This is a genomic window from Pseudomonas sp. FSL W5-0203, assembly GCF_001896155.1.
GTDB classification, from domain to species: Bacteria; Pseudomonadota; Gammaproteobacteria; order Pseudomonadales; family Pseudomonadaceae; genus Aquipseudomonas; species Aquipseudomonas paracarnis.
The window spans coordinates 45,838-60,819 of the sequence record NZ_MPOR01000028.1; the positions used below are offsets into that span (position 1 = coordinate 45,838).

General features: G+C 60.0%; 15 protein-coding genes. 14 read left to right on the forward strand and 1 reads right to left on the reverse strand.

From position 1 onward, the window contains the following. Positions 1-44: 44 nt before the first annotated feature. The 6 genes from tilS to ispD all read left to right on the forward strand — a co-directional run bounded on the left by tilS (position 45) and on the right by ispD (position 6,721). Entirely contained in the window at positions 45-1,364 is a 1,320-nt protein-coding gene (tilS, locus tag BOP96_RS21440; RefSeq protein WP_073453974.1) for a tRNA lysidine(34) synthetase TilS, read from the forward strand. Positions 1,365-1,637: 273 nt separating this feature from the next. Further along, a complete protein-coding gene (locus tag BOP96_RS21445; protein WP_003189189.1) occupies positions 1,638-3,269 on the forward strand; it encodes a CTP synthase in 1,632 nt (543 codons plus the stop codon). A gap of 5 nt (positions 3,270-3,274) precedes the next feature. After that, positions 3,275-4,120 (forward strand): 3-deoxy-8-phosphooctulonate synthase, encoded by an 846-nt coding sequence (gene kdsA, locus BOP96_RS21450; protein WP_003189190.1) that lies wholly within the window; start codon positions 3,275-3,277, stop codon positions 4,118-4,120. Positions 4,121-4,277: 157 nt separating this feature from the next. Then, complete coding sequence (gene eno / locus BOP96_RS21455) at positions 4,278-5,567, forward strand: phosphopyruvate hydratase (protein WP_003189193.1); 1,290 nt, start codon at positions 4,278-4,280, stop codon at positions 5,565-5,567. Positions 5,568-5,738: 171 nt separating this feature from the next. Further along, a complete protein-coding gene (ftsB, locus tag BOP96_RS21460) occupies positions 5,739-6,017 on the forward strand; it encodes a cell division protein FtsB (protein WP_003189195.1) in 279 nt (92 codons plus the stop codon). Beyond that, a complete protein-coding gene (gene ispD / locus BOP96_RS21465) occupies positions 6,014-6,721 on the forward strand; it encodes a 2-C-methyl-D-erythritol 4-phosphate cytidylyltransferase (RefSeq protein WP_073453976.1) in 708 nt (235 codons plus the stop codon). The genes ftsB and ispD overlap by 4 nt, the downstream gene beginning before the upstream one ends. 129 nt (positions 6,722-6,850) lie before the next feature. On the opposite strand, the gene BOP96_RS21470 is transcribed toward ispD, so the two are convergent. Next, positions 6,851-7,747 (reverse strand): LysR substrate-binding domain-containing protein, encoded by an 897-nt coding sequence (locus BOP96_RS21470; RefSeq protein ID WP_019817856.1) that lies wholly within the window; start codon positions 7,745-7,747, stop codon positions 6,851-6,853. 109 nt (positions 7,748-7,856) lie between these two features. Here BOP96_RS21470 and BOP96_RS21475 point away from each other — a divergent pair, with 109 nt between their 5' ends. The 8 genes from BOP96_RS21475 to rpoS all read left to right on the forward strand — a co-directional run bounded on the left by BOP96_RS21475 (position 7,857) and on the right by rpoS (position 14,980). Further along, the gene (locus BOP96_RS21475; protein WP_014717243.1) at positions 7,857-8,969 is read left to right on the forward strand and encodes an S-(hydroxymethyl)glutathione dehydrogenase/class III alcohol dehydrogenase; all 1,113 of its coding nucleotides are present in this window, start codon (positions 7,857-7,859) and stop codon (positions 8,967-8,969) included. Between the two features lie 8 nt (positions 8,970-8,977). Continuing rightward, positions 8,978-9,823: an S-formylglutathione hydrolase gene (gene fghA / locus BOP96_RS21480; RefSeq protein WP_058410376.1), complete on the forward strand. Its 846-nt coding sequence runs from the start codon at positions 8,978-8,980 to the stop codon at positions 9,821-9,823. Positions 9,824-9,877: 54 nt separating this feature from the next. Continuing rightward, complete coding sequence (gene ispF, locus BOP96_RS21485) at positions 9,878-10,351, forward strand: 2-C-methyl-D-erythritol 2,4-cyclodiphosphate synthase (protein ID WP_003189207.1); 474 nt, start codon at positions 9,878-9,880, stop codon at positions 10,349-10,351. Beyond that, positions 10,348-11,406, forward strand: coding sequence for a tRNA pseudouridine(13) synthase TruD (truD, locus tag BOP96_RS21490; RefSeq protein WP_032903247.1), 1,059 nt, complete (start codon positions 10,348-10,350; stop codon positions 11,404-11,406). Before ispF ends, truD begins: the two co-directional genes overlap by 4 nt. After that, positions 11,394-12,143, forward strand: a complete 750-nt coding sequence (gene surE, locus BOP96_RS21495; protein ID WP_014717247.1) for a 5'/3'-nucleotidase SurE — start codon at positions 11,394-11,396, stop codon at positions 12,141-12,143. The genes truD and surE overlap by 13 nt, the downstream gene beginning before the upstream one ends. A gap of 41 nt (positions 12,144-12,184) precedes the next feature. Continuing rightward, positions 12,185-12,820: a protein-L-isoaspartate(D-aspartate) O-methyltransferase gene (locus BOP96_RS21500; protein WP_169850588.1), complete on the forward strand. Its 636-nt coding sequence runs from the start codon at positions 12,185-12,187 to the stop codon at positions 12,818-12,820. 209 nt (positions 12,821-13,029) lie between these two features. Further along, complete coding sequence (locus BOP96_RS21505) at positions 13,030-13,866, forward strand: peptidoglycan DD-metalloendopeptidase family protein (protein WP_014717248.1); 837 nt, start codon at positions 13,030-13,032, stop codon at positions 13,864-13,866. Positions 13,867-13,972: 106 nt separating this feature from the next. Continuing rightward, on the forward strand, positions 13,973-14,980 hold the full coding sequence (gene rpoS / locus BOP96_RS21510) for an RNA polymerase sigma factor RpoS (protein ID WP_003189214.1): 1,008 nt from the start codon (positions 13,973-13,975) through the stop codon (positions 14,978-14,980). Positions 14,981-14,982: the final 2 nt, after the last annotated feature.

A 14,982-nucleotide genomic window follows, 5' to 3' on the forward strand; every position in this document is an offset into this window, starting at 1 on the left:
TGTATGCTGACGAACGTATTCAAGCTTTGCGGCGGTGACGTGTGATGAAACCAACCCTGCCGGCCACACTCCTGCACACCCTGGCCCCCTGGCGCAACGCCCCGGCCTGGCATATCGCGTTCTCCGGCGGTCTCGACTCCACCGTCCTGCTGCACCTCCTGGTCTCACTGGCCAACATCGAAAATCTGCCTCCTGTCAGCGCCGTCCATGTCCACCATGGCCTGCAAGCTGCTGCCGAGGCGTGGCCTGCTCATTGCCAATCGGTCTGCGACAGCCTGGGCGTACCCTTGCGCGTCATGCGTGTGCAGGTGAGGCCCGGCGCGAGCCTTGAACGTGCGGCGCGCGATGCGCGCTACCAAGCGTTCATGCAAATCATGGGGGCAGGGGAGGTGCTTTTCACTGGCCAGCATCGCGACGATCAAGCCGAAACCCTGCTGTTTCGCCTGCTGCGTGGCGCCGGTGTGCGAGGGTTGGCGGCTATGCCTGAGCATCGCCCGTTGGCCCAAGGCCGCTTGGTGCGGCCGTTGCTGGCGTGCTCCCGTAGCGAGCTGGAAGCCTACGCCCATCAGCATCAGTTGCAGTGGATCGAAGACCCGTCCAACGTTGATTCCCGGTTTTCCCGCAATTACTTGCGTCACCGTGTACTCCCTGCCGTGACGGAGCGCTGGCCCCAGGCCATCACCCACCTGGCTCGCACGGCTGAACACATGGCTGAGGCTCAGGGGCTGCTCGACGAATTGGCGCTGATGGACCTGCAGCGCGCCGATCAGCCTTCTGCGTTTCCCTGGTTGCCTCTGCAGTCCCTGGCGCTTGAACCATTGCGTGAATTGTCCGATGCCCGCCAGCGTAACGCCCTGCGGCATTGGCTCATGCCACTGACCCGTTTACCCGACAGCGATCACTGGGCCGGTTGGCATGCCCTGCGCGATGCCAAGCGTGACGCACAGCCTCTGTGGCGCCTGGCCGACGGCCAAATGCAGCGTAGCGGTGAACGCATCTGGTGGTTGCCCTCCACATGGTCGGAGTTTTCCGACGCATCGGAGAGCTGGCCCGATCCGCAAAATCCACTAGAGTTATCGGGTAATGGCCAACTGAGATTTATCGGCAAGGCCCCCGAAGGCCCGCTGCAGGTGCGTTATCGCCAGGGTGGCGAAATCATCGACGTACCGGGCCGAGGCCGGCGCGATCTCAAGCGTCTGCTGAATGAAAGCGGCATGCCGGGCTTCGTCCGTGGCAGATTGCCGCTGGTCTATCGGGGCGAGCAATTGCTGGCTGTGCCAAGCGTTGCGGGGGCATGGGCCCGGTCGATGGGTGAGGTGCAATTGGATTGGTTGCCACAGACCTGCGATCAAGGTTTGAGCTGATAGCGCCTTTCCGGTAGACTACGCTCCCTTCTTGATACAACTTCTGTGGATTCGCCTGAATCGCAGTCGTTGCCGGTTACCAAGCAGTCTTTGCTGGGCGATTCCAAAAAATGTGTAGCGATCAACGTACCGGTGTTTCATTGCTGGTCTGTCACAACGCGGCGGTTTTTTTGAAAGGTGCACTGTGATTAATGCAGGTGATCGGGGGCTTCGGCCTTCCTTCGCTTTCCCCGGCGGCTCGGACCGCTTTAACGCAGACTTCTAGGGTTTTTCATGACGCGCTACATATTCGTCACGGGCGGTGTTGTTTCTTCATTGGGGAAAGGCATTGCCTCCGCTTCATTGGCGGCCATCCTGGAGGCGCGGGGACTTAAGGTCACCATGCTCAAGCTGGACCCGTACATCAACGTCGACCCGGGCACCATGAGCCCGTTCCAGCACGGTGAAGTGTTCGTCACCCACGACGGCGCCGAGACCGACCTGGACCTGGGCCACTACGAGCGGTTCATCCGCACGACCATGACCCAGAACAACAACTTCACCACCGGCCGTGTCTACGAGCACGTGTTGCGCAAAGAGCGCCGTGGTGACTACCTGGGTGCAACCATCCAGGTGATCCCGCACATCACCGACGAAATCAAGCGCCGCATCATCAAGGGTGCAGGCGATGCCGACGTGGCCATGGTCGAGATCGGTGGCACCGTGGGTGACATCGAGTCCCAACCGTTCCTCGAGGCCATCCGCCAGTTGCGTTTCGAAGTCGGCGCCAAGCGCGCGATGCTGATGCACCTGACATTGGTGCCGTACATCGCCACTGCCGGCGAAACCAAAACCAAGCCTACCCAGCACTCGGTCAAGGAACTGCGTTCCATCGGCCTGCAGCCGGATGTGCTGGTATGCCGCTCCGATCACCCGATCGATATTTCCTCGCGCCGCAAGATTGCGCAGTTCACCAACGTTGAAGAACGTGCGGTGATTGCCCTGGAAGACGCCGACACCATCTACAAGATCCCGGGCATCCTGCATTCGCAAGGCCTGGATGATTTTGTGGTCGAGCGTTTCGGCTTGCAGTGCGGCGGTGCAGACCTGTCCGAGTGGGAAGCGGTTGTCGACGCCAAGCTCAACCCAGAGCATGAAGTCACCATCGCCATGGTCGGCAAATACATGGAACTGCTGGACGCGTACAAGTCGCTGATCGAAGCCATGAGCCACGCCGGTATCAGCAACCGTACCAAGGTCAACCTGCGCTACATCGACTCCGAAGACATCGAGAACCAGGGCACCGCGCTGCTCGAAGGTGTTGACGCTATCCTCGTTCCCGGCGGTTTCGGCCTGCGTGGTGTGGAAGGCAAGATCACTGCCGTGCAGTACGCCCGTGAAAACAAGGTGCCGTACCTGGGTATCTGCCTGGGCATGCAAGTGGCCGTTATCGAGTTCGCTCGTAACGTGCTGGGCTGGAAAGACGCCAACTCCACCGAGTTCGATCACAGCAGCGGCCATCCGGTCGTGGGTCTGATCACCGAGTGGGAAGACGCCACTGGCGCCGTTGAAACCCGTACCGAAACGTCCGACCTGGGCGGCACCATGCGCCTGGGTGCACAGGATTGCCTGCTGGAAGCTGGCTCGCTGGTACACGACTGCTACGGCAAGGACGTGATCGTCGAGCGTCACCGCCACCGCTATGAAGTGAACAACAACCTGCTGCCGCAGATCAAAGAAGCTGGCTTGAAAATCTCCGGCCGCTCCGGTGATGGCAAGCTGGTTGAAGTGGTCGAGGCACCGGATCATCCGTGGTTCGTGGCGTGTCAGTTCCACCCGGAGTTCACCTCGACGCCGCGCGACGGTCACCCGTTGTTCAGTGGTTTCGTCAAAGCAGCACTGACGCAACATCAGAAGAAGGCGTAAACCTGATGGCCCAGAAGATCATTCGCGTAGGCGACATCGAGATTGCCAACGACAAGCCCATGGTGCTGTTCGGCGGCATGAACGTGCTGGAAAGCCGTGACATGGCGATGCAGGTGTGTGAGGAGTACGTGCGGGTCACCCAGAAACTGGGTATCCCTTACGTCTTCAAGGCCAGCTTCGACAAGGCCAACCGTTCGTCCGTGACCTCCTATCGCGGCCCGGGCCTTGAAGAAGGCATGCGGATCTTCCAGGACATCAAGCAAGCCTTCGGCGTGCCGATCATCACCGACGTCCACGAGCCTGAGCAGGCTGCCGTGGTCGCCGAGGTGTGCGACATCATCCAGTTGCCGGCCTTCCTGTCGCGCCAGACCGACCTCGTGGTCGCCATGGCCAAGACCGGCGCTGTGATCAACATCAAGAAAGCCCAATTCCTCGCTCCTCAGGAGATGAAACACATCCTGAGCAAATGCGTGGAAGCGGGTAACGACCAGTTGATCCTCTGCGAGCGGGGTTCGAGCTTCGGCTACAACAACCTCGTGGTGGACATGCTCGGTTTCGGCATCATGAAACAGTTCGAATACCCCGTGTTCTTCGACGTGACCCATGCGCTGCAAATGCCCGGTGGTCGTTCGGACTCCGCTGGCGGGCGACGTGCCCAGGTGACGGACCTGGCCAAGGCGGGCATGAGCCAGTCCCTGGCGGGCCTGTTCCTTGAAGCTCACCCGGACCCGGACAACGCCAAATGTGATGGCCCATGCGCCCTGCGCCTGGACAAGCTGGAGCCATTCCTGGCCCAACTCAAGCAGTTGGACGAGCTGGTCAAGAGTTTTCCGACGGTAGAGACCGCGTAACTGGCATTTCTCCGGTAGAATTTCCCACGCTTTACGCTCAGGCCCCCGGGCCTGAGCCTTGTCGTCTGCAAGCCTGCCCCGTTGTTCCACCCTTGCGGTCGGTCAAAAGATTTCCTTCAGCTGCGTCGTTTTCGTCAACTTTGGAGTGTTTACAACAATGGCAAAAATCGTCGACATCAAAGGTCGTGAAGTTCTCGACTCCCGTGGCAACCCCACCGTCGAAGCCGACGTGCTTCTCGATAACGGCATCATCGGCAGCGCCTGCGCGCCGTCCGGTGCTTCCACCGGTTCGCGCGAAGCGCTGGAACTGCGTGATGGCGACAAGAGCCGTTACCTGGGCAAGGGTGTACTCAAGGCTGTAGCCAACATCAACGGTCCGATTCGTGACCTGTTGCTGGGCAAGGACCCGCTGGACCAGAAAGCCCTGGACCACGCGATGATCAAGCTCGACGGCACTGAAAACAAAGGCAGCCTCGGCGCCAACGCCATTCTCGCGGTGTCCCTGGCAGCTGCCAAGGCGGCTGCGCAGGACCAGGACCTGCCGTTGTACGCACACATTGCCAATCTGAATGGCACCCCGGGCGTCTACTCGATGCCGGTGCCGATGATGAACATCATCAACGGTGGCGAGCACGCAGATAACAACGTCGACATCCAGGAATTCATGGTACAGCCGGTTGGCGCCAAGTCCTTCTCCGAAGGCCTGCGCATGGGTACCGAGATTTTCCATCACCTCAAGGCTGTACTGAAGGCTCGTGGCCTGAGCACTGCCGTGGGTGACGAAGGTGGTTTCGCGCCGAACCTGGCCTCCAACGAAGACGCACTGAAAGTCATCTCCGAAGCCGTGGCCAACGCTGGCTACAAGCTGGGCACCGACGTGACCCTGGCCCTGGACTGCGCCGCCAGCGAATTCTATGAAGACGGCAAGTACAACCTGTCCGGCGAAGGCCAGGTGTTCAACTCCGAAGGCTTCGCTGAATACCTCAAAGGCCTGACCCAGCGCTACCCGATCATCTCGATCGAAGACGGCCTGGACGAGTCCGACTGGGATGGCTGGAAAATCCTCACCGACAAGATCGGCGAAAAAATCCAGCTGGTGGGTGACGACCTGTTCGTGACCAACACCAAGATCCTGAAAGAAGGCATCGACAAGAAGATCGCCAACTCGATCCTGATCAAGTTCAACCAGATCGGCACCCTGACCGAAACCCTGGAAGCCATCCAGATGGCCAAGGCCGCGGGCTACACCGCCGTGATCTCCCATCGCTCCGGCGAAACCGAAGATTCCACCATTGCCGACCTGGCCGTGGGTACTTCGGCGGGCCAGATCAAGACCGGTTCCCTGTGCCGTTCCGATCGCGTGTCCAAGTACAACCAATTGCTGCGCATCGAAGAGCAGTTGGCAGGTAAAGCCAAGTACAACGGTCGCGGCGAGTTTCGCGGCTAAGCAGTAAATGGTAAAAAGTCGGCGGATTGCGTCAGAAATCTCACGTCAGTGTGAATTTCGGCGCTAATCTGCTGACTGACAAGCGCAAGCCTGGTTTTTCCAGGCTTTGTGCTATCAGTTGCTGCAAAAGGTTTGCATGACTGTCTTTTTTCACTGGATACCCGGATTTCGATGCGCAGTCCCAATTGGTTGTTCCTCGTCTTACTCTTGTTGCTGGCTGGCCTGCAGTACCGCCTATGGGTCGGTAATGGCAGCTTTGCGCAGGTGGAAGAGCTGACCCAGCAAATTGCCGACCAGCGTGCCGAAAACGAACGCCTGCTGGAGCGCAACCGTGTCCTGGACGCTGAAGTGCTTGAGCTGAAAAAAGGCACGGAGACCGTTGAAGAGCGGGCTCGTCATGAACTGGGCATGGTCAAGGAGGGCGAGACCCTCTACCAGTTGGCCCAATGAGCCACGATTTACCGGCCTTCTGGGCCGTGATTCCTGCCGCGGGCGTCGGTGCCCGTATGGCCGCAGACCGTCCCAAGCAGTACCTGCAACTGGGCGGGCGCACTATTCTCGAACACAGCCTCGGCTGTTTTCTCGACCACCCACGCCTCAAGGGCCTGGTGGTCAGTCTTGCAATTGAAGATCCTTATTGGCCCACCTTGGCATGCGCCACTGACCCGCGTATCCAGCGTGCCGACGGGGGCTCGGAACGTTCCGGCTCGGTGCTCAATGCGCTGCTGCAACTCAACGCCCTGGGCGCCAGTGATGACGACTGGGTGTTGGTGCACGACGCTGCGCGGCCTAACCTGAGCCGTGATGACCTCGACAAATTGTTGGCGGAACTGGCTGACGATCCGGTAGGTGGCCTGCTGGCGGTGCCGGCGCGCGACACCCTCAAGCGTGTCGACAAGCATGGCCGTGTGGTGGATACCGTTGATCGCAGCCTGATCTGGCAGGCTTACACGCCGCAGATGTTCCGCCTGGGCGCCTTGCATCGCGCCTTGGCCGACAGCCTGGTGGCCGATGCGGTGATCACCGATGAAGCGTCGGCCATGGAATGGTCCGGGCAGGCGCCGCGCCTGATCGAAGGGCGTTCGGACAATATCAAGGTGACTCGGCCGGAAGACCTGGAGTGGTTGAAGTTGCGCTGGGCTAACCGGCGGTAACCTGTCAGACCGGGTCTGCTTCATCGCAGGCAAGCCAGCTCCCACATTTGATCGCTGCCACATCAAACAACACGTCCCACTGTGGGAGCCGGGCTTGCCCGCGATGAGGCCGGTGCAGACCACCTCAATTCAATGCTTGTACTCCGGCCTCTGCGCCAACCCCACCTTCAAAAAGTCCACCAGCTTCCTCACCTTCGGCGACAAATGCCGCTGTTGCGGATACAACGCCCACACCGCAGTATTTGGCGGTTGATGAGCCTCCAGCAACGACACCAACGCCCCGCTGTGCAGATGCTCCAGCACGTAGTAATCCGGCAACTGGCACAAGCCCATGCCTTGTAACGCCGCATCCAGCACCGCTTGCCCGCTGTTGCAGCGCCAATTGCCTTGCACGCGCTGGGAAAATTCCCGCCCATCCTGGGCCATTTGCCAGATATCCGAGCTGCCAATCAGACAGTTATGCCGGCTCAACTCCGACAAGCTGTGTGGCCGACCGTACCGTTCGAGGTAGGAGGGGGAGGCGCACAGGTACATACGCCGAGGTGCCAGGCGGCTGGCAACCATGCGCGAGTCTTGCAGGCGTCCCAGGCGGATGGCCAGGTCGAGGCCTTCATGCACCAGGTCCAGCGAGCGGTTGGTCAACTCGATGTCCACGCGCAGTTGCGGATAGTGCGCCATGAATCGTGTCACCAGCGGCACGATAAAGCGTTCGCCATAGGCCACGGCGCAGGTCATGCGCAACATGCCCTTGGGTTCGCTGGTCAGGTCGCCCACCGCCCGCAACGCTTCCTCGCGACCGTCCTGCAGGCGTTGGCAGTGCTGCAGGAAGGTCTGACCGGCTTCGGTCAAAGTCACCTTGCGCGTACTGCGGTACAGCAATCGGGTTTGCAGGCGTTCTTCAAGGCGCGCCACTTGCCGGCTGACATGGGATGAAGACACCCCCAACCGTTCGGCCGCCGCCGTGAACTGGCTGCATTCGGCCACCGCGACAAACTCGTCAATGCCTTCCCAGCGGTTCTCCAGCATGGTGATTGTCCCTGTACAGCAATAATGTTTTGCTTTAGTCCGAATTATTCATCAATAGGTGATGATTTACACTCACCGTCTCAGTTTTTAACCCGATGGAGAAACCCGGATGATCAAGTCCCGTGCCGCCGTAGCCTTCGAGGCCAAGAAGCCCCTTGAGATTGTTGAAGTGGATGTCGCCATGCCCAAGGCTGGCGAGGTGCTGCTGCGGGTGGTCGCGTCCGGCGTGTGCCACACCGACGCCTACACCTTGTCGGGGGCTGACCCGGAAGGCATCTTCCCGTCGATCCTCGGCCATGAAGGCGGCGCAGTGGTGGAAGCCATCGGCGAGGGCGTAACTTCGGTGGCTGTGGGCGATCACGTGATCCCGCTGTATACCCCGGAATGCGGCAAGTGCAAGTTCTGTCTGAGTGGCAAGACCAACCTGTGCCAGGCCATTCGCGCCACGCAGGGCAAGGGCTTGATGCCGGATGGCACCACGCGTTTCTCCTACAAGGGCCAGCCGATTTTCCACTACATGGGCACCTCGACGTTCTCCGAGTACACCGTGCTGCCGGAAATCTCCGTGGCCAAGATTCCTAAAGAAGCGCCGCTGGAAAAAGTCTGCCTGCTCGGTTGTGGTGTCACCACCGGCATCGGTGCGGTGATCAACACCGCCAAGGTCAAGCCGGGCGACACCGTGGCCGTCTTCGGCCTGGGCGGTATTGGCCTGTCGGCGATTATCGGTGCAGTCAAGGCCAAGGCCGGTCGCATCATTGCTATTGATATCAACCCGGCCAAGTTCGAAATCGCCAAGCAACTGGGTGCCACCGATTGCATCAACCCGAAAGACTACGACCGCCCAATCCAGGACGTGATTGTCGACCTGACTGACGGCGGCGTGGACTTCTCCTTCGAGTGCATCGGCAATGTGCAACTGATGCGTGCGGCCCTTGAGTGCTGCCACAAAGGCTGGGGCGAGTCAGTGATCATCGGCGTGGCCGGTGCTGGCCAGGAAATTGCCACTCGCCCATTCCAGCTGGTCACCGGTCGCGTCTGGCGTGGTTCGGCGTTTGGTGGCGTGCGCGGTCGTACCGAATTGCCAAGCTACGTGGAAATGGCTCAGTCCGGTGAAATTCCGCTGGATACCTTCATCACCCACACCATGGGCCTGGAAGATATCAACAAAGCGTTTGACCTGATGCATGAAGGCAAGAGCATTCGTACCGTCATTCACTTCTGAGGTCGGCCATGAGTCTGGAAAACCTGTCATGCCAGAAGAGCTTCGGCGGCTGGCATAAACGCTACAAGCATCATTCCGATGTGCTCGGTTGCGACATGACCTTTGCCGTCTACCTGCCTCCGCAAGCGGAGCAGGGCGGCAAGCTGCCGGTGTTGTATTGGCTGTCCGGTTTGACCTGTACTGACGAAAACTTCATGCAAAAGGCCGGCGCCCAGCGCATGGCCGCCGAGTTGGGCTTGATTATCGTCGCGCCGGACACCAGCCCCCGTGGCCCCGGCGTGCCGGGCGACCCGGACAATGCCTGGGACTTCGGCCTCGGCGCCGGCTTCTACCTCAATGCCACCCAGGAACCCTGGGCCAAGCACTATCGGATGCATGACTACGTGGTGCAGGAATTGCCGGCACTGGTGGAGGCGCATTTCCCTGCGTCGGATAAGCGCGGCATCAGCGGCCACTCCATGGGCGGTCACGGTGCGCTGGTCTGTGCGCTGCGCAACCCTGGACGTTACCTGTCGGTGTCGGCATTTTCGCCGATCAACAATCCGATGGACTGTCCGTGGGGCCAGAAGGCCTTTTCCCGTTATTTGGGTGAAGAGCGCTCGAAGTGGCGTGAATGGGATGCCTGCGTGCTGATCAGCGAAGCCTCGGAAAAGTTGCCGCTGTTAGTGGACCAGGGCGATCGCGACGATTTCCTCGCCGTTCAGCTCAAGCCCGAAGCCCTGCTGCAAGCAGCCAAGGCAGCCAACCATCCGCTGGAACTGCGCCTGCAGCCTGGCTACGACCACAGCTACTTCTTCATCGCCAGCTTCATCGAAGACCATTTGCGGCATCATGGTCGTGCTTTGCTCGGTTAATCTGAGGCAAAAGTAGGTAGAATCACGCCCTGAATTAAATCGGGGCGTTTTTTTATGCGTATTGGCCACGGCTACGATGTGCACCGTTTCGCTGAAGGCGATTTCATCACCCTGGGCGGCGTGCGTATTGCACACCACCATGGGTTGCTGGCTCATTCTGACGGCGACGTGGTCTTGCACGCCTTGAGCGATGCCTTGCTCGGCGCGGCTGCATTGGGCGATATCGGCAAGCACTTCCCGGACACCGATCCCACCTTCAAGGGCGCGGACAGCCGTGTGTTGCTGCGCCATGTGGTCGGCCTGATCCATGCCAAGGGCTGGAAGGTTGGCAACGTCGATAACACCATCGTCGCCCAGGCGCCGAAAATGGCCCCCCATATCGAAGCGATGCGCACAGCGATCGCCGCAGACCTGCAAATTGAATTGGATCAAGTCAACGTGAAAGCCACCACCACCGAAAAGCTCGGGTTTACCGGTCGTGAAGAGGGCATCGCGGTGCACTCCGTCGCCTTGTTGCTGCGCGCATGAACGACCTGCAACTGCTGGGCCCGAGGGCCTATGGCGAGGCCCTGGGCAGCGCGGTACTCAAGGCCACAGCCGAAGACTTCCAGGTTGATGAGGTGCTGGACATCCCGCTGACCGGCGACGGCGAGCACCTGTGGCTGTGGGTGGAAAAGCGCGGCTTGAACACTGAGGAAGCGGCACGGCGTATCGCCAAGGCTGCTGGGGTGCCATTGCGCACCGTCAGCTATGCCGGGCTCAAGGACCGTCAGGCCCTGACCCGCCAGTGGTTCAGCGTGCAATTGCCCGGCAAGGCCGACCCGGACATGAGCGGCGCAGAAAACGACACCCTCAAGATCCTGAAAACCGCCCGTCACAAACGCAAGTTGCAGCGTGGGGCTCATTCGGCCAACGGCTTCACCTTGCGCCTGACCCAACTGGTCGGCGACACCGCTGCCATCGACGCACGTCTGCAGTTGATTGCCCGGCACGGCATCCCCAATTATTTCGGCTCCCAGCGTTTTGGCCACAACGGCGGCAACGTGGTGGATGCTCGCGAGTGGGCCGCCCGCAAGGCCCTGCCCGAGCAGCGCAACGTGCGCTCGCGCTTGCTGTCCACCGCTCGCAGTTACCTGTTCAACCAAGTGTTGGCGGCTCGTGTCGCCGACGGTTCATGGCAGCGAGCCCAAGTTGGCGATCTGCTGGCGTTTACCGACAGTCGCAGTTTTTTTCCGGCCGGGGAAGCTGAGTGCAGTGACCCGCGCCTGGCGATTCTGGACCTGCATCCCACCGGCCCGCAGTGGGGCGAGGGCGATTCACCGGCGAAAGGTCTTACATACGAGCTGGAACAATCTGTCGCCGCTGGCGAAGCTGACCTACGTGATTGGCTGGTGAAGGCGGGAATGAGCCAGGAACGTCGCATTCTGCGACTGCCCATTGGCGGGTTGACGTGGCATTATCCCGGGCCTGACATTCTGCAATTGGAATTCGTCCTGCCGGCCGGATGCTTCGCCACTGTCTTGGTGCGCGAGCTTGTTGATCTGGTGCCGGTGGGGCAGACGGACAGCCCATGCGTATTCTGATATCAAACGATGACGGTGCCACCGCACCCGGTCTTGCCGCGCTCCATGCTGCGCTGCAGGATTACGCCGAGTGCGTGGTGGTTGCCCCCGACCAGGACAAGAGCGGCGCCAGCAGTTCGCTGACGCTCGACCGTCCGCTGCACCCGCGGGTCCTGGCCAATGGCTTTATCAGCGTTAACGGCACCCCCACCGACTGCGTGCACCTGGCGATCAACAGTCTGCTGGAGCACCAGCCAGACCTGGTGGTCTCGGGGATCAACCTGGGCGCCAACCTGGGTGATGACGTGCTGTATTCCGGTACCGTGGCGGCCGCCCTTGAAGGGCGCTTCCTGGGCCGCACCGGCTTTGCCTTTTCCTTTGCCTCGCGGCAATTGGATAATCTGGCGACGGCGGCGTATTACGCGCGCAAGCTGGTGGAGGCCCATGGCTCCCTGGACCTGCCGCCGCGTACGGTGCTCAACGTCAATATCCCCAACTTGCCCCTCGACCATATTCGCGGTATCCAACTCACGCGCCTGGGCCATCGCGCCCGTGCTGCGGCGCCCTTGAAGGTGGTCGACCCACGCGGCAAGGAAGGATACTGGATCGCCGCGGCCGGTGACGCCGAAGATGGCGGCGAGGGCACGGACTTTCATGCGGTGATGCAAGGCTATGTCTCCGTTACCCCGTTGCTGTTTGATCGCACCTTCAGTGATGCCTTCAGTGGCCTTGATGGCTGGCTGGAGGGACTGCGTTGATGGCTCGTGAACAAGACGACTTGTTGCGCCGCGGCATCGGGATGACCTCCCAGCGCACCCGGGAGCGGTTGATCCAGCGTCTGTATGAAGAAGGCTTGTCCAACGCACAGGTGCTGGAAGTAATCCGACGCACGCCGCGGCACCTGTTTGTCGATGAGGCGCTGGCACATCGCGCCTATGAAGACACAGCGTTGCCCATCGGCCACAACCAGACCATCTCTCAGCCCTATATGGTTGCGCGTATGAGCGAGCTATTGCTGGCGGCGGGGCCGTTGGACAAGGTGCTGGAGATTGGTACCGGTTCTGGCTATCAGACGGCCGTGCTGTCGCAATTGGTAGAGCGAGTGTTTTCGGTCGAGCGCATCAAGGTGCTACAGGACCGGGCCAAAGAGCGTCTGGTGGAGCTGAACCTGCGCAACGTGGTATTCCGCTGGGGCGATGGCTGGGAGGGCTGGCCGGCGCTGGCGCCCTACAACGGTATCATCGTCACCGCCGTGGCCACCGATGTGCCGCAAGCCTTGCTGGATCAATTGGCACCTGGCGGGCGGCTGGTCATCCCGGTGGGCTCCGGCGAAGTGCAACAGTTGATGCTTATTATCCGTGAGGACGAAGGTTTTTCCCGGCATGTACTCGGTGCCGTGCGTTTCGTCCCCTTGCTCAACGGCCCGCTGGCCTGATCATTTATTCGCGGGCAGTGAATTCTGTAAGCGGGGATGTGTCTTACGGCGGGGTCTATTGAATCAACATGCCTGGCAGCCACGATTAAACATGGTGAATTTTTCCTTTCAGTCAGGTGCCAGTAAAAAGCCAATGCCCAGTTATACTTGCGTCATATTTCAAGCCTGATACAGGCGTTAACGTTCAGCCACCACAAAGGGAGCGGCGGGTGAGTCTCACAGGTCCTGCGCAGCGAATGAGTAAAACAAGCTTTCAGCGACTGGTGCTTGGCCTTGTCTTGAGTTCCTTATTGGCAGCCTGCTCAAGCACGCCATCCGGCGGTGCGCGGGTCGTTGACCGTACCAACGCAACCCCCCAGAGACCTACGGTCACCACTGGCCAATACGTGGTGCGCAAAGGCGACACCCTGTTCTCGATTGCCTTTCGTTATGGCTGGGACTACAAGGCGCTGGCCGCCCGTAACAACATTCCTGTGCCGTATACGATCCATCCGGGGCAGACCATTCGTTTCGATGGTCGCTCAGGTTCTGCACCTACGGCAGTTGTGACAAAGTCGGGATCTTCGCCATCGTCCTCGAGCAAGACCACCATCATTACCCGGCCTGCAGGCAGCGCCGCGCCTACGGTTGCGAGCAAACCGGCACCCGCGCCGTTGCCACCCGCCGGGCCTGCGCCGGCCGGTTGGGGATGGCCCTCAAACGGAGTGTTGATTGGAAAATTCTCTTCAAACGGTAGTTTGAATAAAGGCATTGATATCGCCGGGGATTTGGGACAGCCTGTTTTAGCTGCGTCTGATGGGACAGTGGTGTACGCCGGGAGTGGTTTGCGGGGCTACGGCGAGCTGGTCATCATCAAGCACAGCGATACCTACGTCAGTGCCTACGGTCATAACCGCAGGTTGTTGGTTCGGGAGGGGCAGCAGGTCAAGGTCGGACAGACGATTGCCGAAATGGGGTCAACGGGCACAGACCGGGTGAAACTGCACTTTGAGATTCGCCGCCAAGGGAAGCCTGTAGATCCGCTGCAATTCCTGCCCCGTCGTTGATGTGTTGCACAGCCTGTTCCCTCACGTAGAAGGAACAGGCTCCAGCGTTGCCAAGGATAGAGGCGTCGCTTGAGCTTGAGGTCGAACTCACCAAAGGACTATAACAATGGCTCTCAGTAAAGAAGTGCCGGAGTTTGACATCGACGATGAGGTTCTCCTTATGGAGGCCGGTATCGATTTGGAAACGATGTCAGATAATGAAGGGGTATCACCACCTTCAGTTCGCACCAAATCCAAGAATGCTGCCGCGTTGAAGCAGCACAAGTACGTTGACTATACGCGGGCGCTCGACGCGACCCAGCTGTACCTCAATGAAATCGGCTTTTCCCCTCTGTTGACCCCCGAAGAAGAAGTCCATTTTGCGCGTCTGTCGCAAAAGGGCGATCCGGCTGGGCGTAAGCGCATGATTGAAAGCAACCTGCGCCTGGTGGTGAAAATCGCCCGACGCTACGTCAATCGTGGGCTGTCCCTGTTGGACCTGATTGAGGAGGGCAACTTGGGCTTGATCCGGGCTGTGGAGAAATTCGACCCTGAGCGGGGCTTCCGTTTCTCCACCTATGCCACCTGGTGGATTCGCCAGACCATCGAACGGGCGATCATGAATCAGACCCGCACGATCCGTTTGCCGATCCATGTGGTCAAGGAGCTCAACGTCTACCTGCGGGCGGCGCGTGAGCTGACGCAAAAACTCGATCACGAACCTTCGCCTGAAGAGATCGCCAACCTGCTGGAAAAACCGGTAGGGGAGGTCAAGCGCATGCTCGGCCTTAACGAGCGTGTCTCTTCGGTCGATGTCTCGCTGGGGCCGGACTCGGATAAGACCCTGCTGGACACCCTGACCGATGATCGTCCGACGGACCCTTGCGAGCTGTTGCAGGACGATGATCTTTCCCAAAGTATTGACCAGTGGCTCTCAGAGCTCACGGACAAGCAGCGTGAAGTGGTGATTCGCCGCTTCGGCCTGCGCGGTCATGAGAGCAGCACTCTGGAGGATGTAGGTCTGGAGATTGGTCTGACCCGTGAGCGGGTGCGGCAGATCCAGGTAGAGGGCCTCAAGCGCTTGCGCGAGATCCTGGAGAAGAATGGCTTGTCGAGTGAGTCGTTGTTCCAATAACG

Excerpts from the sequence above, each read along its gene's own strand:
- tilS (WP_073453974.1), top strand. The coding sequence starts at position 45 with ATGAAACCAACCCTGCCGGCCACACTCCTGCACACCCTGGCCCCCTGG.
- BOP96_RS21445 (WP_003189189.1), top strand. The coding sequence starts at position 1,638 with ATGACGCGCTACATATTCGTCACGGGCGGTGTTGTTTCTTCATTGGGG.
- kdsA (WP_003189190.1), top strand. The coding sequence starts at position 3,275 with ATGGCCCAGAAGATCATTCGCGTAGGCGACATCGAGATTGCCAACGAC.
- eno (WP_003189193.1), top strand. The coding sequence starts at position 4,278 with ATGGCAAAAATCGTCGACATCAAAGGTCGTGAAGTTCTCGACTCCCGT.
- ftsB (WP_003189195.1), top strand. The coding sequence starts at position 5,739 with ATGCGCAGTCCCAATTGGTTGTTCCTCGTCTTACTCTTGTTGCTGGCT.
- ispD (WP_073453976.1), top strand. The coding sequence starts at position 6,014 with ATGAGCCACGATTTACCGGCCTTCTGGGCCGTGATTCCTGCCGCGGGC.
- BOP96_RS21470 (WP_019817856.1), bottom strand. The coding sequence starts at position 7,747 with ATGCTGGAGAACCGCTGGGAAGGCATTGACGAGTTTGTCGCGGTGGCC.
- BOP96_RS21475 (WP_014717243.1), top strand. The coding sequence starts at position 7,857 with ATGATCAAGTCCCGTGCCGCCGTAGCCTTCGAGGCCAAGAAGCCCCTT.
- fghA (WP_058410376.1), top strand. The coding sequence starts at position 8,978 with ATGAGTCTGGAAAACCTGTCATGCCAGAAGAGCTTCGGCGGCTGGCAT.
- ispF (WP_003189207.1), top strand. The coding sequence starts at position 9,878 with ATGCGTATTGGCCACGGCTACGATGTGCACCGTTTCGCTGAAGGCGAT.
- truD (WP_032903247.1), top strand. The coding sequence starts at position 10,348 with ATGAACGACCTGCAACTGCTGGGCCCGAGGGCCTATGGCGAGGCCCTG.
- surE (WP_014717247.1), top strand. The coding sequence starts at position 11,394 with ATGCGTATTCTGATATCAAACGATGACGGTGCCACCGCACCCGGTCTT.
- BOP96_RS21500 (WP_169850588.1), top strand. The coding sequence starts at position 12,185 with ATGACCTCCCAGCGCACCCGGGAGCGGTTGATCCAGCGTCTGTATGAA.
- rpoS (WP_003189214.1), top strand. The coding sequence starts at position 13,973 with ATGGCTCTCAGTAAAGAAGTGCCGGAGTTTGACATCGACGATGAGGTT.